General features: G+C 50.6%; 29 protein-coding genes. 6 read left to right on the top strand and 23 right to left on the bottom strand.

Features of this window, described 5'->3' with window-relative positions:
* Window positions 1–5 precede the first annotated feature (5 nt).
* From COW20_04770 to COW20_04780, 3 genes are read right to left on the bottom strand one after another with little or no spacing between them, the layout of a single operon-like run.
* The gene (locus tag COW20_04770) at window positions 6–752 is read right to left on the bottom strand and encodes a hypothetical protein (GenBank protein ID PIW49715.1); all 747 of its coding nucleotides are present in this window, start codon (window positions 750–752) and stop codon (window positions 6–8) included.
* Window positions 728–1,357 carry a dephospho-CoA kinase gene (locus COW20_04775; GenBank protein PIW49716.1) on the bottom strand — a complete coding sequence of 210 codons (630 nt, stop codon included), beginning with the start codon at window positions 1,355–1,357 and terminating at the stop codon, window positions 728–730. Before COW20_04775 ends, COW20_04770 begins: the two co-directional genes overlap by 25 nt.
* A 1-nt stretch (window position 1,358) precedes the next feature.
* On the bottom strand, window positions 1,359–2,483 hold the full coding sequence (locus COW20_04780; protein PIW49717.1) for a hypothetical protein: 1,125 nt from the start codon (window positions 2,481–2,483) through the stop codon (window positions 1,359–1,361).
* Between the two features lie 138 nt (window positions 2,484–2,621).
* Here COW20_04780 and fabG point away from each other — a divergent pair, with 138 nt between their 5' ends.
* Genes fabG through fabF form a run of 3 tightly spaced genes read left to right on the top strand, consistent with a single transcriptional unit; the run spans window position 2,622 to window position 4,887 of the window.
* Complete coding sequence (fabG, locus tag COW20_04785; protein PIW49718.1) at window positions 2,622–3,374, top strand: 3-oxoacyl-[acyl-carrier-protein] reductase; 753 nt, start codon at window positions 2,622–2,624, stop codon at window positions 3,372–3,374.
* 27 nt (window positions 3,375–3,401) lie between these two features.
* Complete coding sequence (locus COW20_04790) at window positions 3,402–3,641, top strand: acyl carrier protein (protein PIW49719.1); 240 nt, start codon at window positions 3,402–3,404, stop codon at window positions 3,639–3,641.
* Window positions 3,634–4,887 (top strand): beta-ketoacyl-[acyl-carrier-protein] synthase II, encoded by a 1,254-nt coding sequence (fabF, locus tag COW20_04795; GenBank protein ID PIW49720.1) that lies wholly within the window; start codon window positions 3,634–3,636, stop codon window positions 4,885–4,887. The genes COW20_04790 and fabF overlap by 8 nt, the downstream gene beginning before the upstream one ends.
* Before the next feature lie 3 nt (window positions 4,888–4,890).
* On the opposite strand, the gene COW20_04800 is transcribed toward fabF, so the two are convergent.
* From COW20_04800 to COW20_04810, 3 genes are all read right to left on the bottom strand, one after another.
* Window positions 4,891–5,736, bottom strand: coding sequence for a phenylalanine 4-monooxygenase (locus COW20_04800; GenBank protein ID PIW49721.1), 846 nt, complete (start codon window positions 5,734–5,736; stop codon window positions 4,891–4,893).
* A 151-nt stretch (window positions 5,737–5,887) separates the two neighbouring features.
* Window positions 5,888–6,388, bottom strand: coding sequence for a hypothetical protein (locus COW20_04805; GenBank protein PIW49722.1), 501 nt, complete (start codon window positions 6,386–6,388; stop codon window positions 5,888–5,890).
* A 226-nt stretch (window positions 6,389–6,614) separates the two neighbouring features.
* Window positions 6,615–7,499 (bottom strand): hypothetical protein, encoded by an 885-nt coding sequence (locus COW20_04810; GenBank protein ID PIW49723.1) that lies wholly within the window; start codon window positions 7,497–7,499, stop codon window positions 6,615–6,617.
* Window positions 7,500–7,516: 17 nt separating this feature from the next.
* On the opposite strand from COW20_04810, the gene COW20_04815 reads away from it, so the two are divergent.
* A complete protein-coding gene (locus COW20_04815) occupies window positions 7,517–8,065 on the top strand; it encodes a hypothetical protein (GenBank protein PIW49724.1) in 549 nt (182 codons plus the stop codon).
* Window positions 8,062–8,706 (top strand): hypothetical protein, encoded by a 645-nt coding sequence (locus COW20_04820; GenBank protein ID PIW49725.1) that lies wholly within the window; start codon window positions 8,062–8,064, stop codon window positions 8,704–8,706. The genes COW20_04815 and COW20_04820 overlap by 4 nt, the downstream gene beginning before the upstream one ends.
* A gap of 330 nt (window positions 8,707–9,036) precedes the next feature.
* On the opposite strand, the gene COW20_04825 is transcribed toward COW20_04820, so the two are convergent.
* Window positions 9,037–9,237 (bottom strand): hypothetical protein, encoded by a 201-nt coding sequence (locus COW20_04825; GenBank protein PIW49726.1) that lies wholly within the window; start codon window positions 9,235–9,237, stop codon window positions 9,037–9,039.
* 56 nt (window positions 9,238–9,293) lie between these two features.
* Between COW20_04825 and COW20_04830 the strand changes: the two genes are divergently transcribed.
* Window positions 9,294–10,118, top strand: a complete 825-nt coding sequence (locus COW20_04830; GenBank protein ID PIW49727.1) for a hypothetical protein — start codon at window positions 9,294–9,296, stop codon at window positions 10,116–10,118.
* A gap of 9 nt (window positions 10,119–10,127) precedes the next feature.
* On the opposite strand, the gene COW20_04835 is transcribed toward COW20_04830, so the two are convergent.
* The 16 genes from COW20_04835 to COW20_04910 form a co-directional block, all read right to left on the bottom strand.
* Window positions 10,128–10,724, bottom strand: coding sequence for a hypothetical protein (locus COW20_04835; protein PIW49728.1), 597 nt, complete (start codon window positions 10,722–10,724; stop codon window positions 10,128–10,130).
* Between the two features lie 135 nt (window positions 10,725–10,859).
* A complete protein-coding gene (locus COW20_04840) occupies window positions 10,860–11,495 on the bottom strand; it encodes an adenylate kinase (protein PIW49813.1) in 636 nt (211 codons plus the stop codon).
* An 8-nt stretch (window positions 11,496–11,503) separates the two neighbouring features.
* Window positions 11,504–12,811 carry a preprotein translocase subunit SecY gene (locus COW20_04845; GenBank protein PIW49729.1) on the bottom strand — a complete coding sequence of 436 codons (1,308 nt, stop codon included), beginning with the start codon at window positions 12,809–12,811 and terminating at the stop codon, window positions 11,504–11,506.
* On the bottom strand, window positions 12,808–13,251 hold the full coding sequence (locus COW20_04850) for a 50S ribosomal protein L15 (protein PIW49730.1): 444 nt from the start codon (window positions 13,249–13,251) through the stop codon (window positions 12,808–12,810). Before COW20_04850 ends, COW20_04845 begins: the two co-directional genes overlap by 4 nt.
* 18 nt (window positions 13,252–13,269) lie before the next feature.
* Window positions 13,270–13,785, bottom strand: a complete 516-nt coding sequence (locus tag COW20_04855; protein PIW49731.1) for a 30S ribosomal protein S5 — start codon at window positions 13,783–13,785, stop codon at window positions 13,270–13,272.
* Between the two features lie 19 nt (window positions 13,786–13,804).
* Complete coding sequence (locus COW20_04860; GenBank protein ID PIW49732.1) at window positions 13,805–14,170, bottom strand: 50S ribosomal protein L18; 366 nt, start codon at window positions 14,168–14,170, stop codon at window positions 13,805–13,807.
* Between the two features lie 12 nt (window positions 14,171–14,182).
* On the bottom strand, window positions 14,183–14,719 hold the full coding sequence (locus COW20_04865; GenBank protein ID PIW49733.1) for a 50S ribosomal protein L6: 537 nt from the start codon (window positions 14,717–14,719) through the stop codon (window positions 14,183–14,185).
* Between the two features lie 9 nt (window positions 14,720–14,728).
* Complete coding sequence (locus COW20_04870; GenBank protein PIW49734.1) at window positions 14,729–15,121, bottom strand: 30S ribosomal protein S8; 393 nt, start codon at window positions 15,119–15,121, stop codon at window positions 14,729–14,731.
* Window positions 15,122–15,133: 12 nt separating this feature from the next.
* Window positions 15,134–15,319: a type Z 30S ribosomal protein S14 gene (locus COW20_04875; GenBank protein ID PIW49735.1), complete on the bottom strand. Its 186-nt coding sequence runs from the start codon at window positions 15,317–15,319 to the stop codon at window positions 15,134–15,136.
* Window positions 15,320–15,328: 9 nt separating this feature from the next.
* The gene (locus COW20_04880) at window positions 15,329–15,871 is read right to left on the bottom strand and encodes a 50S ribosomal protein L5 (GenBank protein PIW49814.1); all 543 of its coding nucleotides are present in this window, start codon (window positions 15,869–15,871) and stop codon (window positions 15,329–15,331) included.
* Between the two features lie 51 nt (window positions 15,872–15,922).
* Window positions 15,923–16,243: a 50S ribosomal protein L24 gene (locus COW20_04885; GenBank protein ID PIW49815.1), complete on the bottom strand. Its 321-nt coding sequence runs from the start codon at window positions 16,241–16,243 to the stop codon at window positions 15,923–15,925.
* Window positions 16,244–16,281: 38 nt separating this feature from the next.
* A complete protein-coding gene (locus COW20_04890) occupies window positions 16,282–16,650 on the bottom strand; it encodes a 50S ribosomal protein L14 (GenBank protein ID PIW49736.1) in 369 nt (122 codons plus the stop codon).
* Window positions 16,651–16,667: 17 nt separating this feature from the next.
* Complete coding sequence (locus tag COW20_04895; GenBank protein ID PIW49737.1) at window positions 16,668–16,919, bottom strand: 30S ribosomal protein S17; 252 nt, start codon at window positions 16,917–16,919, stop codon at window positions 16,668–16,670.
* Window positions 16,912–17,133, bottom strand: a complete 222-nt coding sequence (locus COW20_04900) for a 50S ribosomal protein L29 (GenBank protein ID PIW49738.1) — start codon at window positions 17,131–17,133, stop codon at window positions 16,912–16,914. Before COW20_04900 ends, COW20_04895 begins: the two co-directional genes overlap by 8 nt.
* Window position 17,134: 1 nt before the next feature.
* Window positions 17,135–17,578 carry a 50S ribosomal protein L16 gene (locus COW20_04905; GenBank protein PIW49739.1) on the bottom strand — a complete coding sequence of 148 codons (444 nt, stop codon included), beginning with the start codon at window positions 17,576–17,578 and terminating at the stop codon, window positions 17,135–17,137.
* Window positions 17,565–18,233 (bottom strand): 30S ribosomal protein S3, encoded by a 669-nt coding sequence (locus tag COW20_04910; protein PIW49740.1) that lies wholly within the window; start codon window positions 18,231–18,233, stop codon window positions 17,565–17,567. The genes COW20_04905 and COW20_04910 overlap by 14 nt, the downstream gene beginning before the upstream one ends.
* Window positions 18,234–18,240: the final 7 nt, after the last annotated feature.

Genomic DNA, 18,240 nt, shown 5'->3' on the forward strand with positions numbered 1-18,240 from the left:
CAAATTTACTGTGCGGCCGTTTTGGCGTTGGCTTCAGGGGCTTTCGCAAGACGGGTTTTGAGCAGATCGCTGATGCGGCAGAGTGCTGCAGCCAGTTCATAACGGCTGACCGGGGCTTCAGGCCGGAAGGTATGGTCATGGTAGAGATTCATAAACTGGTAGCGGTTCAGTGCTGCCTCGATATACGGAGAAAAGGCTGAACGCGACTCTACGTCCTGGGCTTTTTGTACCAGACGGATTTTTTCTTCGATCTGCTGGCCCGAGGTGGCTTCGGCCTTCATCAGCAGTTCACTCAGCACATAGGCCACGTGTTTGCGGGAGATGGGCAGATCGCCATTGGGGGCATCTGCCGTAAACATCATGCCGGCCAGATTGTATTCCTGCAAGAGGGTGCGCACATAGGGATAGGCCCAGTGCTCAGGCAAGGCAGGAACGGGCCGCTCGGGGTTGACATCGGGTTGGATCTTGATTTCATAGCCCAAACGAATTTGGTTCAAGAGTTTATTGGCAATTGAGGCCAGGGCAAAACGACTGACTTTCCAGTCGCCTCGAAAGGTATGATCGGTATAACCGCCCATCAGGCGGTCTTCATTGACGATTTTGCCCACGCAATCAAAGCACCAGTGGGAAGCGGAGATGTCGACCAAATACGTGCTGGGGGGAGCTGTCTGCTCTTCAGCCTGGACCGGTTGAGCAGCCAGAGCGCTGGTTGCCAGCAAGCCGGCTGTTAAGAGGCGGTATATCGATCCCATTTCAGTTCACCTAAAATCCAGTTTAGCTGTTCCCGTGTATTTTCAAGGTCTCGACTGTTATCGATCACTTCATCGGCTTTCTCTGCCTTGATTTCTATCGATAACTGCGCTCTGATGCGGATTTCAGCCTCTTCTGGCGTGAATCCATTGCGGGCCATCAGGCGCTCTTTCTGAACAGCCTCAGGACAGTATACCACAATCGTTTTATCGACAAAATGGGCCATATTCACCTCATAGAGCAAGGGAATAACGAACACCAGCAGATAATTTTTATTTCTGTCTTTTTCCTGCGCGCGGATCGCTGTCTCCAACTGATGCAGGGCTTCTTTTACGGCAGGGTGCACCAGGCTGTTGAGTTGCTCACGCAGGTTGTCGTCAGCAAAGATACGGGCTCCCAGAATGCGGCGGTCAATCGGGCCGCCTGGGGCGCTGAGAATCTCTGTTCCAAAGGCCTCTACTACTGCCTGGTAAACCGGTTGACCGGGTTCCATCAGCTGATGGGCAAGCAGATCGGTATCGATAACGTAAGCCCCCTGTTTTTCGAGCATTTGGGCAACGACGGACTTGCCTGTGGCAATGCCGCCGGTCAGACCGATTCTGAACATGCTAAAAGAGTTTCAGCTTTTCAATATTGACTTTGACGCCTTCATCCTGCAGCAATTGCCGGATCTTTTTCTCGTTCAGCAATTGGTTGGCGTTTTCAAGCACAGGGTCGAGCCGATCCAGGCTGTTGCCCACTTTGCCCATCAGCTTATCCGCATTGCCCAGCACAGGCGTGAGCTGATCCAAAACCGCAGGCAGGCGGTCGAGGGTGGCCGGTGCTTTGCGCAGCAGGGGCGGAACCTCTGAAAGCGTGGCATTCAGGTTGGGAATCAGATCGGGATGGCGGCTGAGCGTGTCGGTAAAGTCAGCTGCATTTTTGCTGATAGAATCAATACGCTTGGCCAATTGGGGGCCATTTTCGCTGAGGGGCCCGGTAATGCTGTGCACTTCTCCTGAAACGGCCTGTAAACTTTTGAGCAGGCCCGGTGCATCTTTGCCCAGACTGGCACTGGCCACGCGCAGGTTGGCGATAATGCTGTCGATGGAGTTGCCGTTGCGGCTGAGCAGACGGTTGGCCTGAGCGGAAACACCGTCGAGATTTTTGATCATGCGGTTGAGTTCGGTTTCGTTATTGCTGACTGTGCGCATCAGTACTGAAGAGCCTTTGATCAGATCGCCCATTTCACGTTCTTTGCCTTTGACGGCCACGGCGAAGGTATGCAGCAGGGTATTGAGATCATCGGGATCGAGTTTGGTCAGGACCGGAGCGAGGTGATTCAGCACTTCATCCAGATCCACGGGGGTCATGGTTTCTTTGATTTCTTCACCACTCTGCATCAGGGGGGCGCTGTCAGAACCGGGCAGGACGGCAATGTATTTTTCACCCAATAAACTTTTGGAACGAATTTCGGCCCGGGCATCGCTGTGCAGTTTGACATCGGGTTTGATGATCATATGCATCAGGGCTCTGCCAGCCTGAACTTCCATTTTTTCAACGTGACCAATTTCAATGCCGGCCATCATCACGGGGGCGTCTTTGACGACACCTGAGGCGCTGTTGAAAACTGCTTTGACTTTGGTGGAGTCACCCAGTTGAAATTTGCCGAGGGTCAGCGACATATATGCGAGTAAAATGCCCGCGCTCAGAATAAATGCGCCGAGGGAGAGTTCTTTCCAGTGTTTTACCATGGGTTGTGCCTTGTATTATCTTCGTCTCTGCTCTTGTCACAGGGCGTGACAAATAAATATTCTAGCATTGTTTTGAGTCTGTCCCAAGTCAAGGCAGTGAGAGTATACTGGACAGGAATCATTTACAGGAAGAAAACGATGGCTGAACTGTCAGGAAAAGTCGCACTGGTGACGGGAAGTTCACGGGGGATTGGCCGTGCTTGCGTGCTCAAGCTTGCCGAAGCCGGGGCCCGTGTGGTGATCAATTATTTTTCTCATGAAGAAGCGGCCCGCGAAGTGCAGGCCCTGATTGCAGAAAAATGGGGCGGGGAGTCGCTGTGTATTCGTGCGGATATTTCGCAGGCGGAGCAGGTTCAGGCGCTTTTTGATCAAATCATGGAGCGCTGGGGGCGGCTGGATATTCTTGTCAACAATGCCGGCATCACCCGCGATGGATTGTTGCTGCGCATGCAGGAATCCGATTGGGACGACGTGGTCTCGACCAATCTGCGCGGACTTTTTCATTGCACCAAACGGGCGGCCAAGATTATGCTGCGTCAAAAAAGTGGCAGAATCGTCAATCTTTCTTCTGTGGTGGGTCAAATTGGCAATGAAGGCCAGACCAACTATGCCACCACCAAAGCGGGGATTTTGGGCTTTACCCGCAGTGTGGCACTTGAGCTGGCTTCACGTGGCATTGCGGTCAATGCAGTGGCCCCTGGCTATATTGATTCTGAAATGACCGATGGCCTGACTGAGGCCAAACGGGCTGAAGTGATCCAAAAAATACCTTTTCAGCGATTTGGGCGCTGTGATGAGGTGGCAGAAATGGTATTATTCCTATCATCGGAACGTTGCCAATATCTGACCGGCCAGACCATCAATATTGATGGCGGCATGGTGATGAAATAAAGCGCAGAGTTTATAAGGAGAGCAGTGATGAGTAAAGACGAAATTCTCGAAAAGATCCGCAGCATTGTGGTGGAACAACTGGGGGTAGAAGCCAGTCAGGTGACTCCCGACGCCAATTTTATCAATGACCTGGGAGCTGATTCGCTCGGCACCGTCGAATTGATCATGTCGCTTGAAGAAGCCTTTGATATCGATATCCCCGATGACAAGGCCGAACAGATCCGCACCGTGGGCGACGCCCTGGTTTATATTGAACAGCATGCCTGAGCCTTGTCTTCAGCGTGTGGTGGTGACAGGGGCGGGTGTGATCTCGCCTCTGGGCAATAATCTGCCTGATTTCTGGCGCAATCTGCTGGCGGGTGAAAATGGCATCAGCACCATCACCCGTTTTGATACCACCGGCTTTCCAACCCGGATTGCGGGTCAGGTCAAAGATTTTGACGTGCATGCCTGGATTGAACACAAAGAAGCCCGGCGCATGGCCCCTTTTACCCAGTTTGCTGTAGGGGCAGCTCTTGAGGCGCTGCAGCGTGCGGGCCTGAAAATCGATGCAGGCAATGCCGATCAGATTGGGGTCAGCCTGGGCTGTGGAATTGGCGGCATGCAGGTAATTGAAGATCAGCACCGGATTTTGCTTGAAAAAGGCCCCCATCGGGTTTCTCCGCTTTTGATTCCCATGTTTATTCCCAATATGGCAGCCGGGCAGGTTGCGATTCAGACGGGTGCACGGGGGCCGAATAATTGTCCGGTGACAGCCTGTGCTTCAGCCTCGCATGCGATTGGCGATGCCTTTCGAATTTTGCAGCGCGGTGATGCCCAGGCCATGATTACAGGCGGAACCGAAGCCGCGATTACGCCGCTGAGCATGGCGGGTTTTGCTTCGGCCAAGACCATGTCGACCCGCAATGACGATCCTGAACACGCCAGCCGCCCCTTTGACCGTCAGCGCGATGGCTTTGTGATGGGAGAAGGTTCGGGGATTTTGATTCTTGAAACCCTGAGCCATGCCCAGGCCCGTGGCGCTGAAATCCTGGCCGAGGTGGCTGGATTTGGCATGACGGGCGATGCCTACCATATTACCGCACCCTCTCCCGATGGCGAAGGCTTGGTGCGGGCCATACAGATTGCCTTGAAAGATGCGGCTCTCAGCCCCTTTGAGATAGATTATATCAACGCCCATGGCACTTCCACCCCTCTCAACGATATCACCGAGACCAAGGCCATTCATCAGGTTTTTGCCGAGGCGGCCAGCCAATTGGTGGTGAGTTCGACCAAGTCTATGACCGGGCATTTGCTCGGTGCGGCGGGGGGCATTGAGGCGATTGCCTCAGTGATGAGCCTGCGTGAGCAGATTGTGCATCCCACGCGCAATTTTGAGGAATCAGACCCCGAATGCGATTTGGATTACGTGCCCGGTCAGGCCCGCAAAATGCAGGTGCGGGCGGTGCTCAGCAATAATATGGGATTTGGCGGCCACAATGCCTGCCTGGTCTTCAAACGCTTTGAAGCCTGAGCCTTAGAGTAAGCCGAGTTTTCCGCCTGCCCAGTTTTCAAAGCCCTCTTTCAGCGCTTCAAAGGAATCCACCACAAAAAGCACAGGCTGCAAATGCCAGACCTCGTAGGGGTGATCTCCCATGACTTCAGGGTCGAAGGGCAGGAGCTTGACCTCATGGCCGAGGGCATGAAAGGTCTCTTTATAGGACGAGACGATGCCATTGCCGTAGATGCGGGGTTCGCCCTTTTCGCGCACCAGGCCAAATTCGACCGTAAACCAATGAAAACTTTCGAGTTGACGGCGCTTCAGGCCTGTGGCTTTGAGCGAGGCCTGACCGTAGCGCTGGTAAAAGTCGGCGAAATCGGGTTCGGTGATCATGGGCAGGTGCCCGAAGATATCGTGAAAAAGGTCGGGCGCAGGGGTATAGTCGAGTTCATGTCGCTCGCGGATATAATCTGTGGAAGGAAAGACCCGCTGGGCCAGCAATTCAAAGAAATCCTGCTCATGCAGCAAACCGGGAGTGCGGGCCACGCGCCATTGGGTGGTGGCTTCGAGGGTCTTGCTCAGTTCGGGCAGACTGGGAATCCGATCGGGGGGCAATTTGAGGGCTTCAAGCCCTTTTAGAAAGGCCTGACAGGCCCGGCCGGGTAAGATCTCAAGCTGCCGTTGCAGCAGGTATTGCCAAACGGCCTGTTGATCAGGGGTATAGCTGGGCACTTCAATTTCGTCCCCAATCGGAAGGGGACTGTCGATCTTGATCGGGATACAGCGGGGATCTTTGCCTTCCAAGCCTGCCCGTTCATAGGCAGAGAGTTGTTCTGGGGCTTGAAAGTCTCCCTCTGAGAGGGCGGCTCCTGGGTCTGACATGGCGCACCTCCAATATGACGCTTGAAATCCTTGCTGTTTCTATCATACCTTGAAAGGTGGGCTTTTCGTCAGGGTGTGACTCTCTGTCCGTTTTCTTTTGTGAAATGATTTAGGTAGATGGAACAAACTCAATTTTTTCATACACTTACCTTCATTTATCACTTTTTATCGATTTATCATAACAGCCAGCTAACCCACCTCCATCAGGAGGGCAATAACCATTGGACTGAGTATCAGTTGAAGTATTGGGATAAGGTATAGGAGCACCAAATTGGGAACCACACTGACCAAATTCATCAGGTAGAGTCTCTAAAGTTACTTTATTACTACGAATCACAGATTTGTTCCTGCTAAGAATAGCTTCTGCATAGACCGCATACTTTATGTTTGTTCCTTGAATAGGAACAGAACATAAGTCCAGTCTATTTAAAAAATCATTTATTTGTGCTACTGAATTCAACTGAACCGGTCCGACACGATATGGGGAATAATCTGCCCCTTCGACATAATATTGATATTGCAACCCTTCATTTTGAGGAATGCAATTATTGGCATCAACGTAAAGCTCAAAAGTTTTGGCTGTATCATAGGAGCCCGGTTTCACAAATTTTACACGCCCCACTTCCAGCTTCATTTGACATGAAGAGATCATGGTATCTTTTTCATTCTGACTAGCTTGAACACTACTTGATGAAGTAGACGGAAACGGTTTATTCACCGAAGTTCCCATTGGTAGGCAACCAAATAGTACACAAAAGTATAAGGCATAAGTAATTTTGTATGAGAAACAAAGTCTTATCTTTTTTATTATCATACTTAGAAGGATCCCTTTTAAACCAAGCTATTCTTTGAACTGGCAGGGCTGAACTTTTTACCCTTTAAAGCCCAGCCACTTCTTCAGGGCTCAGGCCGGTATAACGGCAGATATTGGCAAGAGGCATGCCATCGGCCTTCATCTGCCGGGCAGTTTCGCGCTTGCCTTCTAATTGACCTTCCTGGCGACCTTCTTGCCGCCCCTGCTGACGGCTTTCTTGCCTTGTCTGCTGTAGGCGCTCTTCAACCTCGTCTTTAACCAGTTCCAGCATCGTTTGACGCAATGATTGACGTTCAGCGGCTAATCCCATCTGAAGCAGCACCTCCTCTGTATCTTGTGGATGAACCAATTCCATGATTGTGAGCATGGCTTCGAGCCAATCGGCCCTTTGTTCTGATTCTAACACGTGCTTGAAGATTTCTTGTAAGGCTTTTCCTGACTTGATAAAAAGTTTGAGTTGGCTATAGGGCAATTCGGCAGGCAGGTTGTTATAGGCCAGAACAAATAAGGGAAACAGGGTTTGGGCTTGCCAGAAACCGGGTAGAATTTCCTGCAGCTTAATCTGGTAGTGATTGAGAGCCTGTTTCAGTGTGGGGGTTAAAGAAGGCAGTACCAGCCAGGAACTGAGATGATCACTGTAACCAATTTTGAATTTCACCCGGTAGAGCAGGGTATAGGCCAGTAACACTTCAAAATCTCCTGGTTTAAGCGGATCGGCAATCGATTTGAACTCAAGTAGATTCTGATCGCTTAAGTGTTTCCAGAGGGGGTGGGTTTTCCATTCTCCCTGGCGATCCTGAGGCGAAATAATCACTAGATCTGCCTTGAGGGGCAGTTTGCCGAGTTTGGGATCTTCAATCACCTCAAGTCCGAGTGTGCTGAGGGTTTCACGCATCAATTGCTTAAATGCATCATCCCAAGGAATCTGTTCAGCGTTTTGTTTGCTCATGTGGGATAGTTTAGCAGGTGAAAATTGAGTCTTCTGTTGTCTGGCGCACAGGGGTTGCTCATCTGAAAATGACTGAAAATACAATGGTGTTCGGCTTAACGAGGGCGTTGACAAAGAATCTCAAAGCTACCGATGAAAGGTGTGCCGACTCCAGTTATCACCCCACAGCAAAGCTGGTTGATGCAAACGGCAATCCAATTAAATCCATTCGTAGTGGCTATGAACAAGCACATCATGTCATTCCCTTGAATTATGATGGGATGAATGATGTACATCAAATTATGGCAGCCTGTGATATAGACATCGATCTGCCAGACAATGGGGCATGTATGGATACCCCCAGTCATAACCAGACAAAAACCTATCAAAAAGATAATCCTGACGCTTATATTATGCAGATTTTAGATAAATTTAAGAAGAGTAATGTAGAGAAACCTGATGGAAGCATTGACTGTGACAAGGTTCGAGATAAATTGAGTAAAATTAAACAGCATTTGAAAGAACAGAATCTGATTTCACAAAGTGGCAATGCATTTAAGGTGGATTTGGGAGGTTTAGGGTTATGAGTCACTTAACAAAGGTTTATTGGCTTTCGCAACCTCCACGTCGTGCTGGTTTTCAGAGATTGAAGAGAGATTCATGGTTAGAGGACTGGAATTATATTGAGGCTGTTAGTGTTCATCGACTTGATCATGAGCAAGAAATCCGAATTCTGCCTTATTTTTTGCATTCAGGTAAATTTAGCGACTTTGCTTTTGGAGGTGTTGGCCTTCTCTGGTTCAATCAGCATGTGGTTGATGTCTTTGGCGATGAACTGCTGGAATATGGGCGACTTTACCCAATCGATGTGCAAGATGCCCCCTCGCAGTATTACTTTTATCATGTCACCAAATTGGTGAAGGCGATGGATTTAGAGGCTGTTTCCAAGCTTGACTCTCGCTACCAGCCGGGTCAGCCGTATAATTCAATTTCAAGCAGTAAATTTGAATTTATCTCTGAGAATATTCAAGACCTGCTGGTCTTCAAAGATATTCAGCAGGATCCAGGGCATCGAATTATTTTTCTCGGCCAGCGCTTTGTGGATATTCTCAAAAAGCACAAGTTTACGGGGGTGCATAAAGATACCTTCAAGCCGATCTGGCCCCGGCCTGAACCCGCCCAGATCCAAACCGGGCCACGGATTGACCTGGCGGATCTAAATCTGTAAGTAAGGGCAAACTTTGACAAGCACATGATGGAAAGAGAAAGCCAGCAGAGCCCCTGGGGAGTGGCGGGTAACTGGAGCGACACCGCGCCAGGATGGCACAAACGGTGGAGCGGAACTTAGTTTGCACTGCACACGATGTGCAGTGCAAGCGGCCCGACACCCCCAGCGGGCCTGCGGTTTGTACCTCTATCTAATAGAATGAACCCTTTTAAACCAAGTTATTCTTTGAACTGGCAGGGCTGAACTTTTTAATCCTTTAAAGCCCAGCCACTCCTTCAGGGCTCAGGCCGGTATAACGGCAGATATTGGCAAGGGGCATGCCATCGGCCTTCATAACCATGAAGGGCACAATGTCTGCCGGGCAGTTTCGCGCCTGCCTTCTAATTGACCTTCTTGGCGGCCTTCCTGCTTGCCAGAGGATTTTTGAGCCTGAATGAAAGGAATCTTATCACCCAGATCGGGAGACTTTTCCTGGCGTTGCTCAACGACCCAGGCCACGTTCTCTTTTTCGCTTTCTAAGATTTGAATCACAGCCTCGGCCTCCTGTTTATGTTATGTGATGTTTAAAACCCTGAGCGAGGTCTCATATGAACGCACTTGAAATTCCCTTTCGCTTTGAGCACCATTTATTGGTTTTTGAGGGGCGGCTTCAAAAGGGACAGACAGTGACACTGACCCTGGATACCTTTGCCTGGCCCCATGTGCTGCGTACAGAGCTGGGCCAGGCCCAGAACTGGCTGACGGGACATACCGAAAGCTCAGAAGGGGTGGCTGGGCTTTCTGAAACCCAGCGGGCTGAAATTCCAGAACTGTGGCTGGGGCAGACGGTGTTTAGAAATCTGGAGGCCCTCTGTGATCCCTTGGTGGGCCCCATCCCCTTTGACCTGATGTTGGGGGCTCCTCTGCTGGCGGATTGGGTGGTGCAGATTGATTATCCTGCCAAAATTCTGCGCTTGATCGAACCTGAATGCTGGCAACCCGAAGTGGGGGCTGAGGTCTTTGAGTTGAAGACTTTTGAGCCCGGTTTGCCCGTTTTGCACCAGCAATTGAGGCTGGGAGGCGAGACGATTCCCTGGGCCTTGCTGGATACTGGCAACAATGCGGCCCTGGTTTTTTCAGCCGAATTGGCAAAAAAACTTGGTTTGACCCCCGAAGGGGCAGCCCAGGGCGGGGGCTTTGGCGGGCAGGAGATGGGTTTCAGTCGCCTGACCCTGCCCCGGCTTGAGCTGGGTGGCCAGATCTGGAAAGATCTTCAGGCCATTCTGCTGCCACCTGAAGCCTCTCCTCTTTTGAACCAGCCAGATCGGGTTTTGCTGGGCAACGCTCTTTTTCAAGCCCAGGTTGCAACCTGGGCTTTGCCCCACAGTATGTGGTGTTTAACTTCAAGCCCTGTTTTGAGAGCACCTTGCTGAGGCGAGGGCTTAAATTTTGAAACGGAACCCGAGAATATCTCCCTGACCGTTATAGCCCAGGGTGGCTTCTAAATTGGGGCTGATATGCCAGGCGACTTCGGCCCCTGCTGCGGGCGGGAAAAAATTCTGAAAGACCAACTGATTCAGATTTCCGTTGAAGAAATTATAACCCGGCACCAAATTAACTCTGGCTGTGAGATGTTCGTTGAAGCGATAGGCCATGGCCAGCCCCACTTCAATCCCCAGCCAGCGGGAGACGGTCAGATCACGGAAATTGGCGTCTCCCCAAACCCCCAGAATGAGACTCAGGGAAAACCCTCCATCGTGGTAATAGTGGTGATCATGGTAGAGATTGGTCATTAGACGCAGGTCATAGCGGCTGCTGAGGTCGGTCCAGCCATTGACAAGAAAGGGCAAACCAGCAGAGACGCCCAAGGTGGTTCGGGGGAATAATTCCAGATCCAGGGCTGCGCTGGGGCCAATCCCAATCGCAAACGAAGAATGGCTGCCATCGGCCTTGGGCATCGAAGAGGCCTGAGCAGGGGGGGCGGTGAGCAGGGCTGTGCTGAGCAGGGCGGACAGGGTGAGTAAGAGCGCTTTTTTCATGGTTTGAAGTGTCCTTTCTGAAATCTCAATTTGATCATAAGGGATGGGGTTGGGATAAACTATGATCTGGGACAAGTCGACAAACCAAAAGCCCCTCGAAATCTTTCGAGGGGCTTTGCAATGGGTTTTTAAAAATCAGCGATGTGCTTCAATGGCCTTGAGAATTTCTTCCGTTACCAGGGCCACATCCTGTTCACCGTGGATATTGACCAGCTTGCCGGTCTTCTCGTAATAGGCGATCAGGGGTTGGGTCTGGTCTTGGTAGACCTTCAGGCGGTTCTGAACCGATTCCGGTTTGTCATCGTCGCGCTGATAGAGGTCATACTTCTCAGGATCATCAGGTGGGCTGAACTTCAGATTGAAGATCTTGCCGGTCTTGCGACAGGTTCTGCGCAAGGTCAGACGATCCATCAGCAGATCCAGGGGCACGTCGATATTCAAAACCACGGTCAGACCCAGGTCGATTTCTGCCAGCAGTTGATCCAGAGCCTCGGCCTGGGCCAGGGTACGGGGAAAACCGTCCATGATCCAGTTGGCGGGAAAATCTGCTTCAGAGAATTTTTCCTTGATCAGTCCGATGATCACGTCATCGGGAACCAAAGCGCCCTGATCCATAAAGGATTTGGCTTTCAGTCCCATTTCAGTGCCCTCGCGGGCAGCCTGACGGAGAATATCTCCGGTCGAGACATGCGCTGCTTCAAAGCGCTCTGCAATCAGGTGCGCCTGGGTGCCTTTGCCAGCACCGGGGGCTCCGAGAAAAATCAGATGAATGCCTTTGCTCATGTGGTAAATCCTTCATACTGTCTTGCAAGCAGGTGGGTTTGCAATTGATTGAAGAGATCAATCGCGACCCCAACCATGATCAGAATCGCGGTTGAGCCAACGCGTTGCAGGGTGGTGACCCCAGTAATTTCGACCATGACCATCGGGAAAATGACGATCAAAGCCAGAAAGATCGCGCCGCAGAACGTGATTCTTTTCAGAACCATATCCAGGTATTCGGCGGTCGGACGACCGGGACGGTAGCCTGGGATATAGCTGCCGTAGCGTTTGAGGTTATTGGCGATTTCCTGGGGATTGAGAATCAGGGAGGCATAGAAGAATGAGAAGAAGAAAATCAATCCGGTAAAGAAAACACCATAACCCGGTTGCTGGGTTAAAAATTCCGTGACGGTCTTCAAAAGCTTGGCATTGGGTGCAAACTGTTGAATTGTCGCGGGAAAAAGCAGCACCGAAGACGCGAAGATAATCGGCATCACGCCCCCTTGGCTGATGCGGAAGGGAAGATAGGTGCCTCGGCCTCCATACATGCGGTTGCCCACCTGTTTCTTTGCCGATTGCACGGGTATCTTGCGTGCGCCCTCAGAAGCATAGACAATCACCACCAGCAATACCAGATAGGACAGAACCAAGAGTCCTACAGAGAACCAATTCGAGGCTCCCTGGTTGACCAGTTCAATCGTGTTTTGAATATACTGTGGAATAGCGGCCACGATCCCGATAAAAATCAGGAGGGATGCGCCATTGCCAATGCCGTATTCGGTCATCATTTCGCCGATCCACATGACCAAAACAGTACCTGCGACAAGCAGGGCAACGGTATTGATAATGAACAGAAGCGGCATGCTGCCGGTTGCGGGATGACTGGGAACTGCGCCACTGCGCCAAAGCCAGACAGACATCCCCACTGCCTGGACGGTTCCTAGGATAACGGTTAAATAGCGGGTAATTTGAGCGATCTGCCTTCGCCCAGCCTCTCCGCCTTCTTTTTGCATCTCCTCGAGTTTGGGAATGACCGTTGCCATCAACTGCATAATAATCGATGCGTTGATATACGGGAGAATGCCCATGGCAAAGATCGAAAACTTTGCCAACGCCCCCCCTGCAAACAAATCGACAAACTGGAGCAGACTGCCCTGGCGAAAGAGATTCGCAATAATATTGGCGTCCAGACCACTCACGGGAATCTGAACGCCAAATCTGACCAGGAATATCATTCCCAGGGTAAAAAATATCTTAAATTTCAGCCCGGAAGCCTGCCACATTTCCATGAGGACTTCCGGGCGGAGAGCTTGATCGCGTCTCATACGATCTGGACAGAACCACCTGCGGCTTCAATCTTTTCCTTGGCAGAAGGAGTGACATAGCTGGCAGTAATGTTCAGGGGTTTACTCAGTTCCCCATGACCCAAGACACGCAAACCGTCGCTGCGGCCATCGATCAAGCTTTTGTCAGCCAATGCAGCGAAATCAACGCTGGCACCAGATTCAAAAACCTCATTCAAGCGGCCGACATTGACAATCGCCCAGTTGGAGCGATAAGGCATGACGAAATGCTTCTTCTTGGGAAGACGACGATAAAGAGGCATCTGACCGCCTTCAAAACCGGCTTTCTTTTCGGGACCAGAACGTTGGCCCTGACCGCGGTGACCCCGGGTAGAGGTTTTACCCATACCTGAGCCCATACCACGACCAACGCGTTTGCGCTTGGCCCGTTTTGTATTACGGGATAAATCTTGCAATTTCATTTCACAAATTCCTCTTTATCAGACTGGGCGGCCAGAGACAATTTCTTTTGCACTCAGGCCACGGGAAGCGGAGATCTGCTCAATGGTCCGCAGTTCTTTGAGACCCTCGATTGCCGCACGGGCATTGTTCAAGGGAGACTTGGAACCCAGGCATTTGGCGGTAGCGTTCTTGATGCCGGCGGCTTCAAGTACGATACGCACGGCACCCCCGGCGATAACACCTGTACCCTGACGGGCAGGCTTCACCAGGACGCTGGCTGAACCAAAGCGAGCATTTACGGGATGGGGAATGGTGGTGTTCACGATCGGAACCTGAATCAGGTTCTTACGGGCATCTGACATTCCTTTTTGAATGGCACCAACGACATCGCTGGATTTGCCAACGCCAACACCAACCTGTCCTTCACCATCACCAACGATGGTAATAACACGGAAGCTCAGACGTTTTCCGCCCTTGACAACTTTTGTCACACGGCGGACCTGGACTACTTTTTCAGTCCACTGGGAATCGGTTTCGTTTTGTTTTTTGACCACGTTCTTTACTCCTCTAACCTTAGAAACTCAGACCGTTTTCACGGGCAGCTTCAGCCAGGGCCGCAACGCGACCATGGTATTTATTGCCACCCCGGTCAAAAACCACCTGAGTGATTCCCAGTTCCAGGGCTTTTTTAGCAATCCGGGAACCGACAACTTTCGCTCCCTCGATATTGCCAAAGTACTCACCCTGAGTTTTCACATCGGGTTCAACCGAAGAGGCTGCTACCAGGGTATGTCCCTGCACATCATCAATGATCTGGGCATAGATATGTTGATGGCTACGGAATACGGACAGCCGGGGACGATCAGCGGTACCGTTGATTTTTTTACGTGCACGAACTTGGCGGCGCTTACGTTCGGCACGACGGGTTTCAATACTCATCTTGGCCTCCGACTACTTCTTACCTGATTTGCCGGCTTTTCTGCGGACGACTTCGCCCACATACCGGATACCCTTGCCTTTATAAGGCTCGGGTTTGCGTACCGCGCGGATCTTTGCCGCAATATTGCCCACGAGTTCTTTGTCAATGCCCTTGACGTGGATCTTGGTGGGGCCTTCGGTTTCGATCACGATACCAGGAGGCGCTTCAATTTCGATCGGGTGTGAATAACCCGCATTGAGAACGATATTGGAACCTTTCAGAGCGGCTTTGTAACCGACCCCGATCATTTCCAGGGATTTGGAGAAGCCGTTGTTGACACCTTCTACCATATTGGCCAGCAAGGAACGATAGAGACCATGCAGGGCACGGGCTTGCTTGCTGTCATCTTTGCGCATAACGCTTAAGACACCATCTGCAACTTCAACGGAAACTTCAGAGCGCAGTTCCTGAGAGAGTTCACCCTTCGGACCTTTGACTTTAACGACGTTACCATTGACTTCGACAGTGGCTTTCGCGAGTGTAATGGGTTTCTTACCAATTCGTGACATTGCTTTTACCTACCATACATAACACAGTAATTCGCCACCGACTTTAAGACGGCGGGCCTGGTGACCGGTAAGGATGCCACGGGAGGTGGATACCACAGCAACACCCATTCCGCCCATCACACGCGGTACTTCTTGCGTACCGACATAGACGCGACGGCCAGGTTTGCTGACCCGTTTGAGCCCCTGAATGACGGAGCGGCCTTCATGGTACTTAAGAACCAGCTTAATTTTCTTAAATTTGTCATCGCTGACTTCATAGAAATCGGTGATATAACCGTTTTCTTTGAGAACACGGGATACTTCCCGTTTAATTTTTGAGTGGGGTACTTCCACGGACTCTTTGCGCAGCATCAGGGCGTTACGAACCCGGGTAAGCATATCACTGATAGGATCTGTAACCATAATTCTCTCCTCTTACCAACTGGACTTCTTCACACCCGGCAGCAGACCACGGTGTGCGTTTTCACGCAAACAGACGCGGCAGAGGCCGAAATAGCGATAATAGGCTTTGGGGCGACCGCAGGTACGGCAACGGTTGTGTTGACGCACTTTGTATTTGGGCGGGCGCTTGGATTTTTCGATCATTGATGTTCTTGCCATTATTGTCTCCTACTTCCGAAACGGCATTCCAAAATGTTTGAGCAAGGCATAGGCTTCCTGGTCATTTTTAGCGGTGGTTACGAAGGTGATGTTCATACCACGTACCTTGTCGACCTTGTCATAGCTGATTTCAGGGAAAATCAACTGTTCTTTAAGACCAATCGTGTAATTTCCACGTTGATCAAAAGCCTTGTTGGATACACCCCGGAAGTCACGAATCCGTGGCAGGGCCAGGGATACCAGACGATCAAGAAACTCATACATGCGATCGCCACGCAATGTTACCTTCAGACCAATGGGCATGCCCTGGCGAAGTTTAAAGTTGGCAATAGATTTTTTTGCTTTTACCACGATGGGCTTTTGACCTGCAATGGTCGCCAGATCATTCTGGGCAAACTCAAGGGCTTTGTGATTCTGGATGTATTCGCCAAGACCAATGCTGACAACGATCTTCTCGAGTTTGGGCACATCCATGATATTTGCATATTGAAATTCGTCTTTCAATTGCGGGTGAATGCGATCGCGATAGATCTGCTTAAGTCTTGGTAACATCTTTGCTTCTGCAACCATACTTAGCAATACTCCTTAAAAAATATTTATAAATTAATTATCGAGCGTTTCGCCCGATTTATGAGAAACACGAACTTTTTGGCCGTTTTCAAGCTCTTTATGACGTACACGTACGCCTTTTTTCAGACTGGGGTCATAGAGCATGACGCGGGAACGATGAATGGGAGCCTCTTTTTTAACGAGAGACCCTTTTTGACCTTGCATCGTTGGCTTTTGGTGACGGGTGACAATATGTACACCTTCCACAACCACGCGGTTGGTTTTGGGGATAACCCGCAGAACCTTACCTACTTTACCACGATCAGCATCTCTACCGGAAATAACCACGACCTGATCGCCTTTTTTGACGGTCAGACGACGGTGCTGTTTTTCAGTTCTATTTGAAGCCATGATTACAGTACCTCCGGCGCAAGTGAGACAATTTTCATATAATTCTTTTCCCGAAGTTCACGGGCCACAGGGCCAAAAACACGGGTTCCAATCGGGTTGCCATCGTTGTTGACGATGACAGCAGCATTTTCATCAAAACGAATACGAGAACCGTCTTTGCGGTGAATCTGGTGCTTGGTACGCACGACAACAGCTTTGACGACCTGGCTCTTTTTGACAGGCATATTGGGGGTGGCTTCTTTAACGACAGCCACGATGGTATCTCCCACATGGGCGTAACGCCGACCTGAGCTGCCCAGCACATTGATGCAGAGCAGTTCTTTTGCGCCGGTATTATCAGCGACAGCGAGACGACTTTCTTGCTGAATCATAACAAATCTCCTTAAGATTAGGCCTGAGAACCAGCGTCAACCACTTCCAGCAAACGGAAATGCTTGTCACGGCTCATGGGGCGACACTCTACGATACGGACCAAATCCCCAGCCTTGGAAAGCTCTTGTTCATCATGGAACTTATAGCGCTTTCTGCGAGACTGCACCTTTTTATAGATCGGGTGTGTGGGGAAGCGTTCGACCTCCGCAATACGGGTTTTCTGCATTTTATCACTGACGACCTTACCGGTCAGAACACGTTTAGGCATTGACTTCTTCTCCTTCCAATTCACGTTCCCGCAGCAAGGTGTTGATACGGGCTACTTTTTGCCGCAACAGACGCAGACGGGCAGTATTGGAAAGCTGACGTGTTGCCATCCATTGGAACTTCAAATTAAAAAGTTCCTGTTTGGCTTCCTGACGCTCATCCAGCAATTCCTGCTGGGAAAGTTCGCGCAAACGACTTATTTCTTGTTTAGACATTTTATTCTTCGCCTCCTTCAGCTTGAGCAGCCTCTTGCTCTTCGCGGGTGACAAAGCGGGTTTTAATCGGCAGTTTGGCACTGGCCAGACGCATCGCTTTACGGGCTACTTCTTCGGGTACACCGGCCAGTTCAAACATGATACGACCGGGTTTGACAACGGCTACCCAATACTCGGGTGAACCTTTACCACTGCCCATCCGGGTTTCAGCGGGTTTTGCTGTGATCGGTTTGTCAGGAAAAATACGGATATGTACTTTCCCGCCACGACGTACAGAACGTGTCATGGCCCGACGTGCAGCTTCAATCTGGCGGGCGGTAATCCAGGCAGGCTCCAGACCTTGCAGTCCGAATTCGCCAAAGGCGACAGTCGTACCGCGGGTTTCCTTGCCCTTCATGCGGCCCCGCATCTGCTTTCTGTACTTTGTACGTTTAGGCATTAGCATGGGAAGGGACCTCTTTTTTCGACTCTTTTTCTTTCAGCTTTTCGCCGTGATAAACCCATACTTTGATACCGATAATTCCGAAAACGGTTTTGGCTTCAAAGAAACCATAGTCAATATCGGCACGCAGGGTGTGCAGCGGAATACGACCTTCACGCAGCCACTCGGTACGGGCAATATCTGCACCAGCCAGACGGCCGGCGATCATGATTTTAATACCCTGGGCACCTGAATTCATGGCCCGGGACATGGACTGCTTCATGACACGACGGAAAGCGACACGTTTTTCCAACTGTACAGCCGCAGCTTCAGCAATCAGCTGAGCGTTGGTTTCAACAGATTTGACTTCCTGTACATTCATCTGAACTTTTTTGTTCAGTTCCTGGAAAAGCTTCTGACGCAGTTCCTCAATATTTTTACCGCCACGGCCGACAACCATGCCGGGTTTGGCAGTAAGGATGGTTACTTCTACCTGGTTGGACTTGCGTTCAACTTCAATATCAGCAATACCTGCAGCGGAGAGCTGTTTTTTTACAATCTCACGAATACGACGATCTTCCTGGATCAGGTCGGGATAATTCTTGGGTGAAAACCAACGGCTTTTCCAATTTTTGGTAATCCCTAAACGAAATCCAATAGGGTGTACTTTCTGGCCCATATTGTCT

This window comes from bacterium (Candidatus Blackallbacteria) CG13_big_fil_rev_8_21_14_2_50_49_14 (assembly GCA_002783405.1).
GTDB lineage: Bacteria > Cyanobacteriota > Sericytochromatia > UBA7694 > UBA7694.

What these genes read in the sequence shown, in the direction of transcription:
- COW20_04870 (PIW49734.1), bottom strand. Translation starts at nt 15,121, where the DNA reads ATGGTTACAGATCCTATCAGTGATATGCTTACCCGGGTTCGTAACGCC.
- COW20_04800 (PIW49721.1), bottom strand. Translation starts at nt 5,736, where the DNA reads ATGTCAGACCCAGGAGCCGCCCTCTCAGAGGGAGACTTTCAAGCCCCA.
- COW20_04910 (PIW49740.1), bottom strand. Translation starts at nt 18,233, where the DNA reads ATGGGCCAGAAAGTACACCCTATTGGATTTCGTTTAGGGATTACCAAA.
- COW20_04780 (PIW49717.1), bottom strand. Translation starts at nt 2,483, where the DNA reads ATGGTAAAACACTGGAAAGAACTCTCCCTCGGCGCATTTATTCTGAGC.
- COW20_04830 (PIW49727.1), top strand. Translation starts at nt 9,294, where the DNA reads ATGAACGCACTTGAAATTCCCTTTCGCTTTGAGCACCATTTATTGGTT.
- COW20_04775 (PIW49716.1), bottom strand. Translation starts at nt 1,357, where the DNA reads ATGTTCAGAATCGGTCTGACCGGCGGCATTGCCACAGGCAAGTCCGTC.
- COW20_04905 (PIW49739.1), bottom strand. Translation starts at nt 17,578, where the DNA reads ATGCTAATGCCTAAACGTACAAAGTACAGAAAGCAGATGCGGGGCCGC.
- COW20_04790 (PIW49719.1), top strand. Translation starts at nt 3,402, where the DNA reads ATGAGTAAAGACGAAATTCTCGAAAAGATCCGCAGCATTGTGGTGGAA.
- COW20_04880 (PIW49814.1), bottom strand. Translation starts at nt 15,871, where the DNA reads ATGTTACCAAGACTTAAGCAGATCTATCGCGATCGCATTCACCCGCAA.
- COW20_04820 (PIW49725.1), top strand. Translation starts at nt 8,062, where the DNA reads ATGAGTCACTTAACAAAGGTTTATTGGCTTTCGCAACCTCCACGTCGT.
- fabG (PIW49718.1), top strand. Translation starts at nt 2,622, where the DNA reads ATGGCTGAACTGTCAGGAAAAGTCGCACTGGTGACGGGAAGTTCACGG.
- COW20_04810 (PIW49723.1), bottom strand. Translation starts at nt 7,499, where the DNA reads ATGAGCAAACAAAACGCTGAACAGATTCCTTGGGATGATGCATTTAAG.
- COW20_04875 (PIW49735.1), bottom strand. Translation starts at nt 15,319, where the DNA reads ATGGCAAGAACATCAATGATCGAAAAATCCAAGCGCCCGCCCAAATAC.
- COW20_04845 (PIW49729.1), bottom strand. Translation starts at nt 12,811, where the DNA reads ATGAGACGCGATCAAGCTCTCCGCCCGGAAGTCCTCATGGAAATGTGG.
- fabF (PIW49720.1), top strand. Translation starts at nt 3,634, where the DNA reads ATGCCTGAGCCTTGTCTTCAGCGTGTGGTGGTGACAGGGGCGGGTGTG.
- COW20_04895 (PIW49737.1), bottom strand. Translation starts at nt 16,919, where the DNA reads ATGCCTAAACGTGTTCTGACCGGTAAGGTCGTCAGTGATAAAATGCAG.
- COW20_04835 (PIW49728.1), bottom strand. Translation starts at nt 10,724, where the DNA reads ATGAAAAAAGCGCTCTTACTCACCCTGTCCGCCCTGCTCAGCACAGCC.
- COW20_04890 (PIW49736.1), bottom strand. Translation starts at nt 16,650, where the DNA reads ATGATTCAGCAAGAAAGTCGTCTCGCTGTCGCTGATAATACCGGCGCA.
- COW20_04860 (PIW49732.1), bottom strand. Translation starts at nt 14,170, where the DNA reads ATGAGTATTGAAACCCGTCGTGCCGAACGTAAGCGCCGCCAAGTTCGT.
- COW20_04865 (PIW49733.1), bottom strand. Translation starts at nt 14,719, where the DNA reads ATGTCACGAATTGGTAAGAAACCCATTACACTCGCGAAAGCCACTGTC.
- COW20_04805 (PIW49722.1), bottom strand. Translation starts at nt 6,388, where the DNA reads ATGATCTCTTCATGTCAAATGAAGCTGGAAGTGGGGCGTGTAAAATTT.
- COW20_04850 (PIW49730.1), bottom strand. Translation starts at nt 13,251, where the DNA reads ATGAAATTGCAAGATTTATCCCGTAATACAAAACGGGCCAAGCGCAAA.
- COW20_04900 (PIW49738.1), bottom strand. Translation starts at nt 17,133, where the DNA reads ATGTCTAAACAAGAAATAAGTCGTTTGCGCGAACTTTCCCAGCAGGAA.
- COW20_04770 (PIW49715.1), bottom strand. Translation starts at nt 752, where the DNA reads ATGGGATCGATATACCGCCTCTTAACAGCCGGCTTGCTGGCAACCAGC.